At 57.9% G+C, this 14,066-nt stretch carries 11 protein-coding genes; 7 read left to right on the top strand and 4 right to left on the bottom strand.

Going from position 1 to position 14,066, the window contains the following annotated elements; translation table 11 throughout:
* Window positions 1–1,037: 1,037 nt before the first annotated feature.
* A complete protein-coding gene (locus ABLN87_RS18165) occupies window positions 1,038–2,030 on the bottom strand; it encodes an AraC family transcriptional regulator (protein ID WP_353012967.1) in 993 nt (330 codons plus the stop codon).
* Window positions 2,031–2,179: 149 nt separating this feature from the next.
* Between ABLN87_RS18165 and ABLN87_RS18160 the strand changes: the two genes are divergently transcribed.
* The 3 genes from ABLN87_RS18160 (at window position 2,180) to ABLN87_RS18150 (ending at window position 4,879) form a co-directional block, all read left to right on the top strand.
* On the top strand, window positions 2,180–3,679 hold the full coding sequence (locus tag ABLN87_RS18160; protein WP_353012965.1) for a flavin-containing monooxygenase: 1,500 nt from the start codon (window positions 2,180–2,182) through the stop codon (window positions 3,677–3,679).
* A gap of 31 nt (window positions 3,680–3,710) precedes the next feature.
* Window positions 3,711–4,160, top strand: a complete 450-nt coding sequence (locus tag ABLN87_RS18155) for a cupin domain-containing protein (protein WP_353012962.1) — start codon at window positions 3,711–3,713, stop codon at window positions 4,158–4,160.
* A 218-nt stretch (window positions 4,161–4,378) separates the two neighbouring features.
* Window positions 4,379–4,879 carry a MarR family winged helix-turn-helix transcriptional regulator gene (locus ABLN87_RS18150; protein WP_353012960.1) on the top strand — a complete coding sequence of 167 codons (501 nt, stop codon included), beginning with the start codon at window positions 4,379–4,381 and terminating at the stop codon, window positions 4,877–4,879.
* Between the two features lie 29 nt (window positions 4,880–4,908).
* Here ABLN87_RS18150 and ABLN87_RS18145 read toward each other — a convergent pair whose 3' ends face one another.
* Genes ABLN87_RS18145 through ABLN87_RS18135 form a run of 3 tightly spaced genes read right to left on the bottom strand, consistent with a single transcriptional unit; the run spans window position 4,909 to window position 8,902 of the window.
* Window positions 4,909–6,876 carry a 3-hydroxyacyl-CoA dehydrogenase NAD-binding domain-containing protein gene (locus tag ABLN87_RS18145; protein WP_353012957.1) on the bottom strand — a complete coding sequence of 656 codons (1,968 nt, stop codon included), beginning with the start codon at window positions 6,874–6,876 and terminating at the stop codon, window positions 4,909–4,911.
* The gene (locus ABLN87_RS18140) at window positions 6,873–7,700 is read right to left on the bottom strand and encodes an alpha/beta hydrolase (protein ID WP_353012954.1); all 828 of its coding nucleotides are present in this window, start codon (window positions 7,698–7,700) and stop codon (window positions 6,873–6,875) included. Before ABLN87_RS18140 ends, ABLN87_RS18145 begins: the two co-directional genes overlap by 4 nt.
* Window positions 7,697–8,902 carry an acyl-CoA dehydrogenase gene (locus tag ABLN87_RS18135; RefSeq protein ID WP_353012952.1) on the bottom strand — a complete coding sequence of 402 codons (1,206 nt, stop codon included), beginning with the start codon at window positions 8,900–8,902 and terminating at the stop codon, window positions 7,697–7,699. The genes ABLN87_RS18140 and ABLN87_RS18135 overlap by 4 nt, the downstream gene beginning before the upstream one ends.
* Window positions 8,903–9,049: 147 nt before the next feature.
* Between ABLN87_RS18135 and ABLN87_RS18130 the strand changes: the two genes are divergently transcribed.
* From ABLN87_RS18130 to ABLN87_RS18115, 4 genes are read left to right on the top strand one after another with little or no spacing between them, the layout of a single operon-like run.
* Complete coding sequence (locus ABLN87_RS18130) at window positions 9,050–11,347, top strand: bifunctional salicylyl-CoA 5-hydroxylase/oxidoreductase (protein WP_353012950.1); 2,298 nt, start codon at window positions 9,050–9,052, stop codon at window positions 11,345–11,347.
* The gene (locus ABLN87_RS18125) at window positions 11,344–12,087 is read left to right on the top strand and encodes an SDR family NAD(P)-dependent oxidoreductase (RefSeq protein WP_353012947.1); all 744 of its coding nucleotides are present in this window, start codon (window positions 11,344–11,346) and stop codon (window positions 12,085–12,087) included. Before ABLN87_RS18130 ends, ABLN87_RS18125 begins: the two co-directional genes overlap by 4 nt.
* A 13-nt stretch (window positions 12,088–12,100) precedes the next feature.
* A complete protein-coding gene (locus ABLN87_RS18120; RefSeq protein WP_353012944.1) occupies window positions 12,101–12,901 on the top strand; it encodes an enoyl-CoA hydratase family protein in 801 nt (266 codons plus the stop codon).
* Window positions 12,901–14,064 (top strand): acyl-CoA dehydrogenase family protein, encoded by a 1,164-nt coding sequence (locus ABLN87_RS18115; protein WP_353012941.1) that lies wholly within the window; start codon window positions 12,901–12,903, stop codon window positions 14,062–14,064. The genes ABLN87_RS18120 and ABLN87_RS18115 overlap by 1 nt, the downstream gene beginning before the upstream one ends.
* Window positions 14,065–14,066 lie beyond the last annotated feature (2 nt).

Here is a 14,066-nt window from a genome sequence, read left to right as displayed (position 1 = left end):
AAGGTGGCAGGAACAAGAATCAAGCACCGCGTTCACGGAGGATTTCGTGTCCCACCGACTTTTTTGGCCGAGCAGGTGGTCGAGAATGATCAAGTCACCCCCGCCCAAGCGATGGTGCTAACGAGCAGTGGATTTGAGACGATAACACGACCCACAAGCGAGAACGGCAGCCGCACTTTATCCTATGTGTTGTCCGTCGCTTCCAGAACGACCTCGTCCTCCAAATTTAGCCGCTCTGCAAGCTTCAGGATGTGTTCTCGTTCAAGCTCGAGGCGACCGGCATCTCGGACTTTCCATTCTCCAGAATCGCCACCTGAGCAAAGGTGCAAAGCACATCAAGCGCAATGATTTTCATAACGGGCTCCTCTTTCCAAGGTAAGTAACGAAGGGAGCTGGCGGGCCACACAAAAACTACGGATCTGCGCTCGCAGCGGTCGCTACCGAAGTGCGCCACCGGTTCAAGCACCGGTAGCGGCGGGCAAGTTGAAGGCGCAGCCAGATAACGACTCGAACTCGCCACAGTTGTTTTGATGCTAGAGACCCGGGGCAGCGTGCACACCCGCATTGCGGAACTCACTCGGCGCCGGGCTGCCATGGCGTGCCAATGCCAAGTCGAGCGGGGCCTCATGTGGCCCTCCCTTTTTGCACATGCAAGCATGCGCTGCCAGGCAGCGGGCTTCGGCGCCACCACAGCGACCTCCTACGTTACGACAATTGAAGTGCCGAGTAACTTTCGATAGTCACGCTCGGTCGGTGCTTGGTTTAGGGTAACTCCCACGCGTAACTAAGCCGGAGAAGTCGATCATGAATGTCACGTATCCCGACGCGGCAGTCGTCATTTGCGAGGACTCTTATAAAGGCTGCTAAAGCTATCCTGACCCACATTTCAGCCGATTGCGTCGTGCGGATGTGAATCTCGAACCCGAGCAAAGAAAGAACGACCTCAAACGCGCGGCTGTTGCTAGTTGGCACAAAAATCATCGTGTTCTTTCGACGTGCTAAAGCGTTGCAATGACAGCAGACAGCCTTAAGAGCGTCTATGTTGCTCGTTGGCTCGGTAAAACACCAAAGCGTCTTTTGTAGTCTCGCGAGAACCGACCTAAATGCGAGAAACCGTTTCCAAAGGCTGCCTGAGTGACGCTGGGTTCGTTCTGCCGAACGATCAGCTGGTAGTGTGCCGCGTCCAGACGCGCATTCCTGAGATATTGCATTGGCGTCAGGTCATAGCGCTGACGAAATCCCTTTTGCAGGGTGCGCACGTTCACACCGGCCACCGTCGCGATGTCGTTCAGTGTGATCGGCTCGGCTAAATTTGCGTGGATATACTCTACTGCAAGCCGTAATGCGCGCGGGGTCGGCCCGGTGTCGGCTTTGTCAAGAATATGTGAGATGTTGCTACGTTGCAGGGTCAGCAGAGCTTGGGCGAGGTCCATCTCGACCTTAAGGTCTGTGCCGTTTCCATCGCCCAGACTCAGATCACCGCGGTCCGTTGCAGCGGCGCAGGCCTGCACTATCCGTTTCAGACGAATGCCGTTCGCAGACCTCAGATCGACGCGCGTGTCAAAACGCACGGGTCCGGGCAGCGGAGCGCCACTCAGGCTTTCGGCGACCGCCTGAAGGTGGGATTTGCTGATCTGCAGTATCAGCTTTCGGCACTCACCCTGCCAAGTCATCTGCGTTTCGCGGTCGGGATTGAGCAGGGTGGCGATCGAGGCATCCGACAGAACCTCTTCGCCGCGATGGATCACGTTTGAATGGCCCGACAACGGTATTTGCAGCAGATAGAAAGATCGGAGCAGGCCCGGATCTATCTGCACATCCGCACCGTAGTGCAGATAGTTCAGCGAAACCTCGCGCCCCGCCACATGATTATGCGTCACCGCCAGCGTCCGGCAGCGGCCAAGCTGTTCCAGCCGGTGATCGCAGAATTTCTGAGCGACACAGCTGCGCGCCTCATCAAGATCACCCGTTTGAAACAACGGGAATCGGTTCAGGAGACCAGAAGTTTTCTGATGAGATGTGCGCGCCAAATTTAAGAACTCCTGCGATCAGGCTAACAGGCAGCCGGTTTATTTCAAGCCTGAACTAATTGGACGCAGAATGGTTCGTTTTTTGGATAAACGGATATGCAAACCTCCTGCACACTCGGCCAAACGCAGCACATGCAGGGAGAATGTTTATGTCGGCAGGCGCAGCAAGACGGAAATCGGTTGCGGTGATCGGGGGCGGGGTGAGCGGGTTAGCCGCCGCCAAAGCATTTGCCGAGAGGGGCCACGATGTAACCGGGTTCGAGCGAAGTCATGATTTCGGCGGCGTCTGGGAATTGTCGCGTTCCTATCCAGATGTGCAGACGCAATCACCCAAGGATCTCTATTGTTATACTGACCACCCGATGCCGCAGGACTATCCCGAATGGCCTAAGGGTCCGCAGGTGCACGACTACTTGCTGTCCTACGCGGAAAAACATGATCTGGCACGTTTGTTTCGGCTGAACAGAAACATCAAGTCGATGGAACGTCGCAAAGACGGACAACCGGGCTGGACGCTGACGATTGAAACGGACGGGGCTGAACAGCGTGAGGACTTCGATTTCGTCGCCGTCTGCACTGGTCAGTTCTCGGAAAAGAACATCATAACACATCCAGGTCAGGACAGGTTTGCAAAGCGCGGCGGGCTGGTGATGCACTCATCCGAATATACTGACCCGGGTATTGTACGGGGCAAGGACGTGGTGGTGCTGGGCGGGTCGAAATCGGCAACAGATATCGCGGTGAATGCGACGAAGAATGGCGCAAAATCTGTGCGGCTGGTCTATCGCGAGAATGTTTGGCGCATCCCTTATTTCGTCGCTGGGATCAACTTCAAACACCTGCTCTATATGCGCGCGCAGGAGCAGCAGTTCAACCAATGGGGCAAATCCGTCGTTCGGCGCGCTGTTGCGGCCTTGTTCAAACCGTTCGTCTGGGCGAATTTCCGAGGGCTTGAGACGCTGCTCAAACTGCAATTGGGTTTGAAAAAGCACAATATGGTGCCGGACATTCCGATCGAAAAAGATGTCTCCTGTTCCGTTCCGATTGTCACGCCCGGATTTTTCGAAGCGTTGAACTCGGGCCAGTTGCAGACCACGATCGGATCGTTCGACAGCTATACCGATGACGGGCTGAAGCTGACGACGGGCGAGTTTGTTCCCTGCGGCGTGGCAGTTCTGGCCGTGGGCTGGAAACTGGGCGTGCCCTACCTGCCGCGGGAGTGTCAGGACAAGCTGATTGAACAGGACGGCCAGTACCGGGTCTATCGTCTATCGGTGAATCCCGATCTGCCGGATATGGGTTTTGTCGGCTTCAACTCCAGCTTCTGCACAATCCTGTCGGCCGAGATGATCGCCAACTGGTTGGTGCGCTATGCCGATGGCCAGCTGGCGAACCAGCCTTCGCGTGCCGAGATGAACGCAAATATCGAGATGATGCTGGACTGGCGGCGCAACGAACGTCCTGCGGCGCAGATTTACGGCGGGCTGTGCTCGGCCCCGTTTCATTTCAAGCATTTCGACGAATTGCTGGCGGATATGGGCGCGGCAAAAACGAAACGCAGCAATCCGCTGGCGGAACAGTTTCGATATCCGGACGCAGCGGCCTATGGCGAATTTCTCGCATCCGCGCCGCAATACAAGGCGAATTGATCGTATCAAGACATGAACTGAGGAGGACAAGATGAAAGATCTGGAAAAAGGCATCACCAAGAACGGTGTTGGATATAAAGAAACGACCTGGAACATTCTGGGGCAGGTTTATTACCCAAAGGCCGTCTGCGAGACCACGTTTGCGTTCGAGACAAACTCGAACCCCGGCGATTTTGTTCCTGTCCACATCCACCCGACGCAGGACGAGTTCATCCTCGTGCAGGAAGGTGAGCTGGACCTGAAACTGGATGGAGTCTGGACCAAGGCCTATGCCGGTGATCTGGTTCGAATGCCACGCGGTATTCCGCATGGCTATTTCAACAAGTCCGACAAACCGGCGCGCGCGTTGTTCTGGGTCTCGCCCATGGGCAAGCTGAAGGATCTGTTCGAAGAACTTCACGAATTAACCGATGTCGAGCAGGTCGTGAAGATCTCAGCCGAGCATGACGTCGATTTTCTGCCGCCCGAAGCAAACGAATAACGCCGGTATCCGCCGGGTATGACCGGCGGAGCCTTTTCCGACCCCGCCGCCCAAATGACAGGTTACTGATCCTGCTCTTGCATCAGACAACTTGGCGACACCAGCGTTCTATGAACATTACAAGCTAAAAAGCTTTAAGGTTGAAGTAAATTCACATAAGATGGATGTAGAAAGCCAACGTAGTTGCCCACCAGGCAACCGGAGATGAGAATGTACGAATGACCGATGACTGCGAGGACCTGAAACGGAGACGCCTGAGGGCGTGGATCAGGCTTCTCCGTTTCACCCGTGGAACCGAGAACCATCTGAGAGAATTTCTGCGAACTCAGTACAATACAACTCTGCCCCGTTTTGATGTTGCGGCAGCATTGCACCGACATCAAAAGCCCATGAAAATGAGCGAACTTGGCAAGGTGCTGCTGGTCTCGAATGGCAATGTGACGGCGGTTGTCGAACGCATGGAAAAAGACGGGCTGACAGTGCGATCGCAAAGCCCTGATGACCGTCGCAGCGTGTTGGTTTCGCTGACGGATCTCGGCCAATCCAAGTTTGAAGAGATGGCCCGCGCCCACGAGGACGAAGTCGATACCCTGTTCAAAAACATCGATGGCAGCGACCTTGATATGATGCGAGAACTGCTGCGAAAGTTCGAAAGCAGCCGTCAGCCCAATACTGTCGAGGATACCGGGGCAGAGGGATCGGGCCTGCACCGAGATTAGAAGGTTGACGGCTGCGATCCGAGACTACACTACTTCTGTCCGCAATCGCTGGTTTCGGCAAGGTACATCGGGCCTCCTTTCCAGCGCGGGAAGCCAAACGCATTCACCATCACAACATCCACGTCCTGCGCGTTCTGCGCAATTCCTTCGTCGAGGATGGATTGCGCTTCGGATTGCATGCGGCGCAAAATGCGCTCCGTGATCTCGTCAGAGCTCATCACCCTGCGGGAAATTCCCTTGCGCTTTGACTCCGACAGGATCAGCGCTTCGACATCGGGGTTGGGGGCACGGGTCTTGCCATCATAGATGTACCAGCCGCGCCCGGCTTTTTGTCCGAACCATCCCTGCTCGCACATCCGATCGGCGATCTCGACATATCGTTGGGCGGGATCGCGGGTCGCGGCCTGACGTTTGCGCATGGCCCAGGCGATATCCAGACCCGCAAGATCCTGCATCTGGAAGATGCCCATCGGCAGGCCAAAACCGACCATTACACAGTCGATCTGCCAAGGTAGTGCGCCATCTTCGAGCATGTACTCGCATTCACGGCGATAGGCGGACATGATCCGATTGGCGATAAACCCGTCGCAAACCCCGGCAAGGACGCAGGTTTTGCCCATTTTTTTTCCAAACCCGACAGCTCTGGCCAGAACCTCATCGGCCACGGCATCCGGGACGACGATTTCCAGCAGCTTCATGATATGCGCAGGCGAAAAGAAATGCAGCCCGATCACCCGGCCCGGGTCGCGGACGGATTGCGCGATTTCATTGACATCCAGATACGAGGTATTGGACGCAAGAATGGCATCTGGGCGGGTGGCGGTATCGAGTTGGGCAAAGACCTGCTTCTTGACAGTCATGTCCTCAAACACGGCTTCGATGACCAAATCGGCGTCCCGAAAATCGTTGTAGTCGGTAGTCGCAGCAAGATTCTGCGACATTTTCTCAAACTGAGCCTGCGAAATCAGACCGCGACTAAGGCTGCCGGCCAATGTGTCGGTCACACGCGTCGCGCCCGCATTGGCCGCGGCCTGATCCCTTTCGACCAAAACGACGTTCAGGCCGGATAGAATACAGGCGGCAGCGATGCCAGCGCCCATCGTTCCACCACCAACAACCCCGACCGTTTCAATCTTGCCGCGCGCACGGGCCTTCACCCGGTCGGGACGAATGGTCCCGCGTTCGGCAAAAAAGATGTATCGAAGGGCGGCGGATTGGGGATCATCCTTGAGGGCCAGAAATGACTTGCGTTCTTCGACAAGCGCGTCATCGGGGGCAAGGGTCAGAGCGTTCTTCACAGCCTGAACCGCAACAACGGGGGAATTCTGCCCACGGGCCCGGTTTATGATCGCCTGGGCCTTCGCTTCAAACGCAGTCATGTCACTGGGCGCTTTGACGGGCCGCTGCAGAGGCGGCAGGTCCAGCTTGCCAGTTTCCAGTTTCTGAGCCAACTCAACGGCTGCCTGCAACAGATCGCCCGACGTACGAGCGTCGATCAATCCAGCAGCGAGGGCTTTGTCGGCGGTGATCGGTTTGCCGCCCGCAATCATCTCCAGTGCCATATCGGCGGGTATGAGGCGCGGCAATTGAACGGTGCCGCCTGCACCGGGGATCAGACCCAGATTGACCTCGGGCAAACCCATTTTTGTTCCCTCAGCAGCGATGCGATAGCGACATGCCATCGCCAGTTCCAGCCCGCCCCCCAGAACAGAGCCGTGTAGGGCGGCGATCCATGGCTTTCCGGTGGCCTCAATGGCGCGGAGAACATCAGGCAGGTGCGGCTCGAGTGGCGGTTTGCCGAATTCCCGAACATCCGCCCCTGCAACGAATGTCCGCCCGGTACAGATCAGGATGACGGCCTGAACAGACGCGTCTTCGCCGGTTTGGCGCAAGGCATCCAAAAGGCCTTGCCGCACGGCCTGATTGATCGCGTTTACCGGTGGATTGTCAATTGTGACGACCGCGATGGCGCCTTGTGATGAGACAGAAACAGTCATGATCGGGTTCCGACAAAAGCTTCCACAAGTGCGCTCTCGGGATCACACAGATCCTCGATCACGTTGAAATGGTGTCGCCCGGGCTCTGAGTGCAGCCGTGTTGTTGCGCCGGCACGGCGCCATGTTTCCGCCAATAGAGCAGATTGGCGCAGGAACTCGGGGCGTTCATCATTGCCGACCCAGCACACCAGATCAGTCCCCGGGACCGGCGTGTGAAGCACAGGGCTTTCCGCAGCCGCGCTGTCTGTGTTCAGGCAAAGCTTTTCATTCAATTGCGCGAATTGCAGCGGGCGCAGATCATGCAGTCCGCTGATGGACACGACACGCGCGATACGGTCCGCGACCTGAGGAGGCAAAGGCGTGTTCTCGCAAACCATACGGGTCACCAGATGGCCACCCGCCGAATGACCGGCCAGGCAAACCGGACCGTCGCACCTTGCCGCCGCTTCGGCGATCGCCTGCGCAATCTGTTGCGTGATATCTGCAATCGCAGCTTCTGGCGCCAAAACATAGCTGGGGAGCGCAACAGCCCAGCCCCGCTTTAGCGCACCATTCGCCAGATGGGACCAGTATGATTTGTCGAAATTCAGCCAATATCCCCCGTGAACGATCACGGCGAGCCCGTTTGGCTTTCCCTCGGGCAGGAACAGATCCAGACGCTCGCGCGGGTGATTGCCGTAGGCGATGTCAATTTGGGCGCGGCTGGCTGATTTCCGGAACGCAGCCGCCTGTTGTTCCCAGCGGGCCGGAAACTCCATCCCTCCGGGAATGTAACTGGCGTTGGCAAACGCCTCGGTCCAGTCGATACCTGTATCTGTTGTCATTTGAACGCCTGCATCCCGGTTTGTCCGCGGCCAAGGATAAGGGCATGCACGTCATGTGTGCCTTCGTAGGTATTGACCGCCTCGAGGTTCATGACGTGGCGGATCACGCCATATTCGTCGGATACTCCGTTGCCGCCATGCATGTCCCGCGCCTCGCGTGCGATGGCAAGCGTTTTGCCGCAATTGTTACGCTTTACCAGCGAGATCAGCTCGGCAGAATTCGTGTGATCATCCATCATTCTGCCCAAGCGGAGAGACGCCAGAAGTCCAAGAGAAATCTCTGTCTGCATATCGGCCAGTTTCTTCTGAATGAGTTGCGTCGCCGCCAGAGGTTTGCCGAATTGCTTGCGACCCATGGTATAGTCGCGCGCCGAGTGCCAGCAAGCCTCGGCTGCGCCCATTGCGCCCCAACTGATGCCATAGCGCGCGCGGTTCAGACAGCCAAACGGCCCGGCCAGACCCGAGACTTCGGGCAACAGATTTTCGTCGGGAACGAATACGTCGTCCATCTGGATCATACCGGTTACCGAGGCACGCAATGAAAACTTGCCTTCGATCTTGGGCGCCTCCAATCCCTTCATTCCTTTTTCCAGAATGAAGCCCTTGATTTTGTTGCCATGTGCGTCGCTTTTGGCCCAAACGATGAACACGTCAGCAATCGGAGAATTGGTTATCCAGTTCTTCGCCCCGCTCAGCAAATAGCCTTCGTCAGTTTTTCTTGCGCGCGTGATCATCGACCCAGGGTCCGAGCCATGGTCCGGCTCGGTCAGTCCGAAACATCCAACCCACTCGCCGCTGGCGAGTTTCGGCAGGTATTTCCGGCGCTGATCTTCGGTTCCGAAGGCAAAGATCGGATGCATTACCAATGACGACTGAACCGACATGGCCGAGCGATAGCCGCTGTCGACGCGCTCCACTTCGCGCGCGACAAGCCCATAAGAGACGTAATTCGCGCCGACCCCGCCGTATTCTTCGGGAATGGTTGACCCCAACAGACCCAGCTCACCCATCTCTTCCATGATTGTCCGGTCGAAAATTTCGTTGCGGTTTGCGTCAATCGCACGTGGGGCGAGCTGTTGCTGGCAGTATAAATGCGCTGCATCGCGGATCATCCGCTCGTCTTCCTCAAGAAGCGAATCCATCAGGAACGGGTCTTCCCAGGTCAGGTTGGCGGGTTTGGCACGGGCAATTTCTGGTGTCATGGATCCGAGTTCTCTCTGGTGCAGATTCGTCAGGCAAGCAATAATGCTTCAAACTTAAAAATTCAAGCTTGAAGCATTGTGCAAACTCAGCTACCGTCTGTGCACCACTTCTACGATATGCAACGCCAACGTCACACGGAGGGGCAAATGCGGATTGCCTGTTTAGGGGGAGGGCCGGCGGGCCTCTATTTTGCCATTTCGATGAAACTTCGCGATTCGGCGCATGACGTTGTGGTGATTGAGAGGAATCGTGCCAACGATACCTTCGGCTGGGGAGTGGTCCTGTCAGACGACGCGTTGGAGAACCTGCAGGAAAACGATCCTTCAAGCGCGCAGGCGATCCGCGACCACTTTGCCTATTGGGACGATATCGCTGTTGTGCATGACGGTGTGCGCACTGTCTCGGGTGGTCACGGATTTGCCGGGATTGGCCGCAAACAGATGCTGCTGCTACTGCAACAGCGTGCACAGGAACTGGGTGTCGAGTTGCGATATGAGACCGAATTCGGCACCGCAGCCGATTTCAAGGATGACTACGACCTTGTCGTGGCTTGCGACGGGATCAACTCCCAGACCCGAGCGGCTTATGCGGAACATTTCAAGCCGGACGTAGATGTGCGCGCCTGCAAGTTCATCTGGCTTGGCACGCATCAGAAGTTTGATGATGCCTTCACCTTCATCTTCGAGAAAACCCGCCACGGCTGGATCTGGGCGCATGTTTACCAGTTCGATGATGACACTGCGACCTTCATCGTGGAATGCGCGCAGGAGACCTGGGACAGCTTCGGCTTTGAAGGAATGTCGAAGGAAGACATTGTCAAATCCTGTGAAGATATCTTTGCCGACCATTTGGGCGGCCATGCCCTGATGTCGAATGCCGATCACCTGCGCGGTTCGGCTGTCTGGATGAACTTTCCGCGCGTCCTGTGCGAAAAATGGTATCACGAGAACATCGTGCTGCTGGGCGATGCGTCGGCGACGGCCCATTTCTCGATCGGCTCCGGTTCGCGCCTGGCGTTTGACAGTGCGATTGCCCTGGCCGACTATCTGCATTCGGAACCGGATATGGAAGCCGCATTCCAACGATATCAGGACGAACGTCGGCTGGAGGTTCTGCGCCTGCAATCGGCTGCGCGCAACTCACTGGAATGGTTCGAGGATGTGGAGCGTTATCTGGACCTCGATCCGGTGCAATTCAACTACTCACTTCTGACACGCTCGCAACGGATCAGCCACGAAAACCTGCGCCTGCGGGATGCACAATGGTTGGAAACCGCCGAGCGCTGGTTCCAGACCCAGGCCGGTGTGGCCGCTGATGCGCCCGTCCGCACGCCGATGTTCGCGCCGTTCAGGCTGCGGGATATGGAACTCAGCAATCGCATCGTCGTTTCTCCGATGGCGCAGTACAAGGCTGTCGACGGCTCTCCCACGGATTGGCACCTTGTACATCTGGGAGAGCGCGCCAAGGGCGGGGCAGGGCTGGTCTATACGGAAATGACCTGCGTGTCGGATACCGGCCGTATCACACCGGGCTGCCCGGGCCTGTACCTGCCGGAACATGAAACAGCCTGGAAACGGATCACCGATTTCATCCACACCGAGACCGACGCCAAGATCTGTTGCCAAATCGGCCATTCAGGCCGCAAGGGGTCAACCAAACTCGGGTGGGAAGGTATGGATAAACCGCTTGCAAGCGGCAACTGGGACCTGATTTCGGCGTCCGACATTCCCTGGTCCCCGGACAATGCGACACCACGTGCGATGACGCGGGCTGATATGGACAACGTCGCCTCGCAGTTTGTGGCCTCTGTACAGATGGCGGAACGGGCCGGGTTTGACATGATCGAGTTGCACGCGGCGCACGGATATCTGATCTCGTCCTTCATCTCTCCGGTTTCGAACGCGCGCAAAGATGACTATGGGGGCAGTCTGGAAAACCGCCTGCGGTACCCGCTCGAGGTTTTCGCCGCGATGCGCGCGGTCTGGCCGGAGAACAAGCCGATGGCTGTGCGAATCTCTGCAAATGACTGGGTTGGTGAAGACGGCGTAACGCCCGAAGAGGCCGTGAGGATTGCGCAGGCGTTCGAAGCCGCAGGCGCGGATGTCGTCGATGTTTCTGCAGGCCAGACAACCACCGACGCCAAACCCGTCTATGGGCGGATGTTCCAGACACCGTTTTCCGACCGCATCCGAAACGAGGCCGGGATCAGGACCATGGCGGTCGGCAATATCTACGAGGCCGATCACGTGAACTCGATCCTGATGGCAGGGCGCGCCGATCTGGTCTGCCTCGCACGCCCGCATCTTTCGGACCCGTACTGGACGCTGCACGCAGGGGCATCCATCGGCGACCGCCACGCCGACTGGCCTTTGCCCTATCTGGCAGGCCGCGATCAGAGCTGGCGGCTGGCGGACCGCGAGGCCGAGATGGTGGGCAAGGTATGACACTGGCAGGCAAACATGTAATTGTGACCGGTGGCGGGTCCGGAGTTGGGGCGCAAACAGCGCATCAGTTTGCAGCAAACGGTGCTAACGTGACGATCATGGGCCGCAAGCAAAAGGCGTTGGAGGAACAGGGCCTCTCGTGGCAGGTCTGCGATGTGACCGATCCGGTCTCGGTCGCAACTGCGTTCGAGGCTGCCCGCGCGAAACACGGACCAATCGCCATCGTCGTCGCCAATGCCGGCGCAGCAACATCGGTACCCTTCGCGAAAATGTCGCCACAGGATCTGGACGACATGATCGGTGTTAACTTGACGGGTGTTTTCAATGTCTGGAAGCAGGCACTGCCGGATATGAAACAAGGCGGATGGGGGCGGATTATCGCCATCGCCTCGACTGCGGGTCTCAAGGGGTATCCTTATGTTTCGGGCTATTGTGCGGCCAAGCACGGTGTCGTTGGCTTGACCCGCGCGCTTTCGCTGGAACTCGCCTCGACCGGTATCACGGTCAACGCGATCTGCCCCGGCTTCATCGAAACGCCGATGCTGGACCGCTCAATCGCGAATATCATGGAGAAAACCGGGATGAGCGCCGAGGATGCAGCAAGATCATTGTGGCGGAACAATCCGCAGAAACGGTTCATCCAAACGGATGAAGTTGCCGGGACGGCGCTGTGGCTGTGCTCGGATGCGGCCAGATCAGTGAATGGACACGCGCTCAGCCTCTCGGGCGGCGAAATTTGATGGAGGGCGGGGAATGCGCAGCGACGTAACTCATTTTATCTGCACGATCGAGAACGGGATTGCCACAGTTGCGCTGAACCGGCCCGAGCGTAAAAATCCGCTGTCCTTTGACAGCTATGCGGAACTGCGCGACTGGTTCCGCGACCTTCATTACAGCGATGATGTAAAGGCCGTCGTTTTTGCCCCGAATGAGGGTAATTTCAGCTCGGGCGGGGACGTGCACGAAATCATCGGGCCGCTCACCGAGATGAATATGAAAGAGTTGTTGGCGTTTACGCGCATGACCGGCGATCTGGTCAAGGCCATGGTGAACTGCGGCAAACCGATCATTGCGGCGGTGGATGGCATCAGTGCCGGAGCGGGCGCAATTATCGCAATGGCGTCCGATCTCAGGATTGCCACGCCCGAGGCCAAAACCGCCTTCCTGTTCAATCGCGTGGGTCTCGCCGGCTGCGATATGGGGGCGTGCGCGATCCTGCCGCGGATCATCGGGCAGGGCAGGGCGGCCGAGCTGCTGTACCTTGGCCGTTCGATGAGCGCCGAAGAAGGCGCGGCATGGGGGTATTTCAACCGCGTCGTGCCGCAGGATCAACTGCTGGAAGTCGCCAATGATCTGGCCCGCCGGATCGCCGAAGGGCCTGGTTTCGCCAACATGATGACCAAGACCATGCTGGCGCAGGAGTGGTCGATGTCGATCGAACAGGCGATCGAGGCCGAGGCACAGGCACAGGCGATCTGTATGCAGGGTCAGGATTTTCACCGAGCCTACAATGCGTTTGTCGCAAAAGAAAAGCCGGTATTCGAGGGTGACTGATGGCAGATAAGAGTTTTCTCAACTGGCCGTTCTTTGAAGGCCGCCATCGGGACCTGGTCGCACGGCTGGACAGCTGGGCGGTATCCGAACTGGCCGGACTTGATCACAGCGACACCGACGCGGCCTGTCGCAATCTGGTCAGCGCCCTTGGGCGCGACGGCTGGTTGACCCATTCCGCCGTCAACCCCGGCGCGGCCGAGCCGCTGGATGTGCGCAGCCTGTGTCTGATCCGCGAAACTCTGGCGCGTCACGATGGGTTGGCCGATTTCTCATTCGCGATGCAGGGCCTGGGCACGGGCGCGCTGTCCCTGTTCGGGACGGATGCGCAAAAGGCCGAATGGTTGACACAGACCCGCGCAGGCAAGGCGATTTCGGCCTTTGCCCTGACCGAGCCGCAATCGGGATCGGATGTGGCCAATTCGACCATGACTGCCGTACAGGACGGCGATCATTTCGTACTCAATGGCGAAAAAACCTGGATCTCCAATGGCGGGATTGCGGATGTCTATACGGTCTTTGCCCGCACCGGAGAAGCGCCGGGGGCAAAAGGATTGTCGGCGTTTGTCGTCCCGGCAGGTCTGCCCGGATTCGAAGTGGTCGAGCGATTGCACACCATCGCGCCGCATCCGCTTGCGCGACTGCGGTTCACGGATTGCCGCATTCCTGCCTCGGCCCTGATCGGAGAACGCGGTGCCGGGTTCAAAATCGCAATGTCCGTTCTGGATGTTTTCCGGTCGACGGTGGCGGCGGCGGCACTGGGCTTTGCCCGACGCGCACTGGATGAAGCCCTGAGCCGGGCAACCACGCGCGAGGTTCAGGGGGCTCCGCTTTTTGATCTGCAGATGGTGCAGGGGCACATCGCCGACATGGCCCTGGATGTCGATGCCTCGGCCTTGCTGGTCTATCGTGCTGCCTGGACCAAGGACAGCGGCGCACCGAGGGTCACGCGCGAGGCCGCCATGGCCAAGCTGTTTGCGACAGATCAGGCACAGCGCGTCATCGACATAGCAGTGCAGCTTCATGGCGGCGACGGCGTCAGATCCGATGAGATTGTCGAAAGGCTGTACCGGGAAATCAGGGCGCTGCGCATCTACGAGGGTGCCTCGGACGTGCAGCGTGTCGTCATAGCACGGCAGGCGCTTGGCACCATGCAGAGGGGGTAATC

The sequence above is a fragment of the Ruegeria sp. SCP10 genome (genome assembly GCF_040329495.1).
Taxonomy (GTDB): Bacteria; Pseudomonadota; Alphaproteobacteria; order Rhodobacterales; family Rhodobacteraceae; genus Ruegeria.
This window is presented reverse-complemented; position numbering and strand designations above follow the sequence as displayed.

What these genes read in the sequence shown, in the direction of transcription:
- ABLN87_RS18155 (WP_353012962.1), top strand. Translation starts at nt 3,711, where the DNA reads ATGAAAGATCTGGAAAAAGGCATCACCAAGAACGGTGTTGGATATAAA.
- ABLN87_RS18120 (WP_353012944.1), top strand. Translation starts at nt 12,101, where the DNA reads ATGCGCAGCGACGTAACTCATTTTATCTGCACGATCGAGAACGGGATT.
- ABLN87_RS18115 (WP_353012941.1), top strand. Translation starts at nt 12,901, where the DNA reads ATGGCAGATAAGAGTTTTCTCAACTGGCCGTTCTTTGAAGGCCGCCAT.
- ABLN87_RS18160 (WP_353012965.1), top strand. Translation starts at nt 2,180, where the DNA reads ATGTCGGCAGGCGCAGCAAGACGGAAATCGGTTGCGGTGATCGGGGGC.
- ABLN87_RS18125 (WP_353012947.1), top strand. Translation starts at nt 11,344, where the DNA reads ATGACACTGGCAGGCAAACATGTAATTGTGACCGGTGGCGGGTCCGGA.
- ABLN87_RS18140 (WP_353012954.1), bottom strand. Translation starts at nt 7,700, where the DNA reads ATGACAACAGATACAGGTATCGACTGGACCGAGGCGTTTGCCAACGCC.
- ABLN87_RS18145 (WP_353012957.1), bottom strand. Translation starts at nt 6,876, where the DNA reads ATGACTGTTTCTGTCTCATCACAAGGCGCCATCGCGGTCGTCACAATT.
- ABLN87_RS18130 (WP_353012950.1), top strand. Translation starts at nt 9,050, where the DNA reads ATGCGGATTGCCTGTTTAGGGGGAGGGCCGGCGGGCCTCTATTTTGCC.
- ABLN87_RS18135 (WP_353012952.1), bottom strand. Translation starts at nt 8,902, where the DNA reads ATGACACCAGAAATTGCCCGTGCCAAACCCGCCAACCTGACCTGGGAA.
- ABLN87_RS18150 (WP_353012960.1), top strand. Translation starts at nt 4,379, where the DNA reads ATGACCGATGACTGCGAGGACCTGAAACGGAGACGCCTGAGGGCGTGG.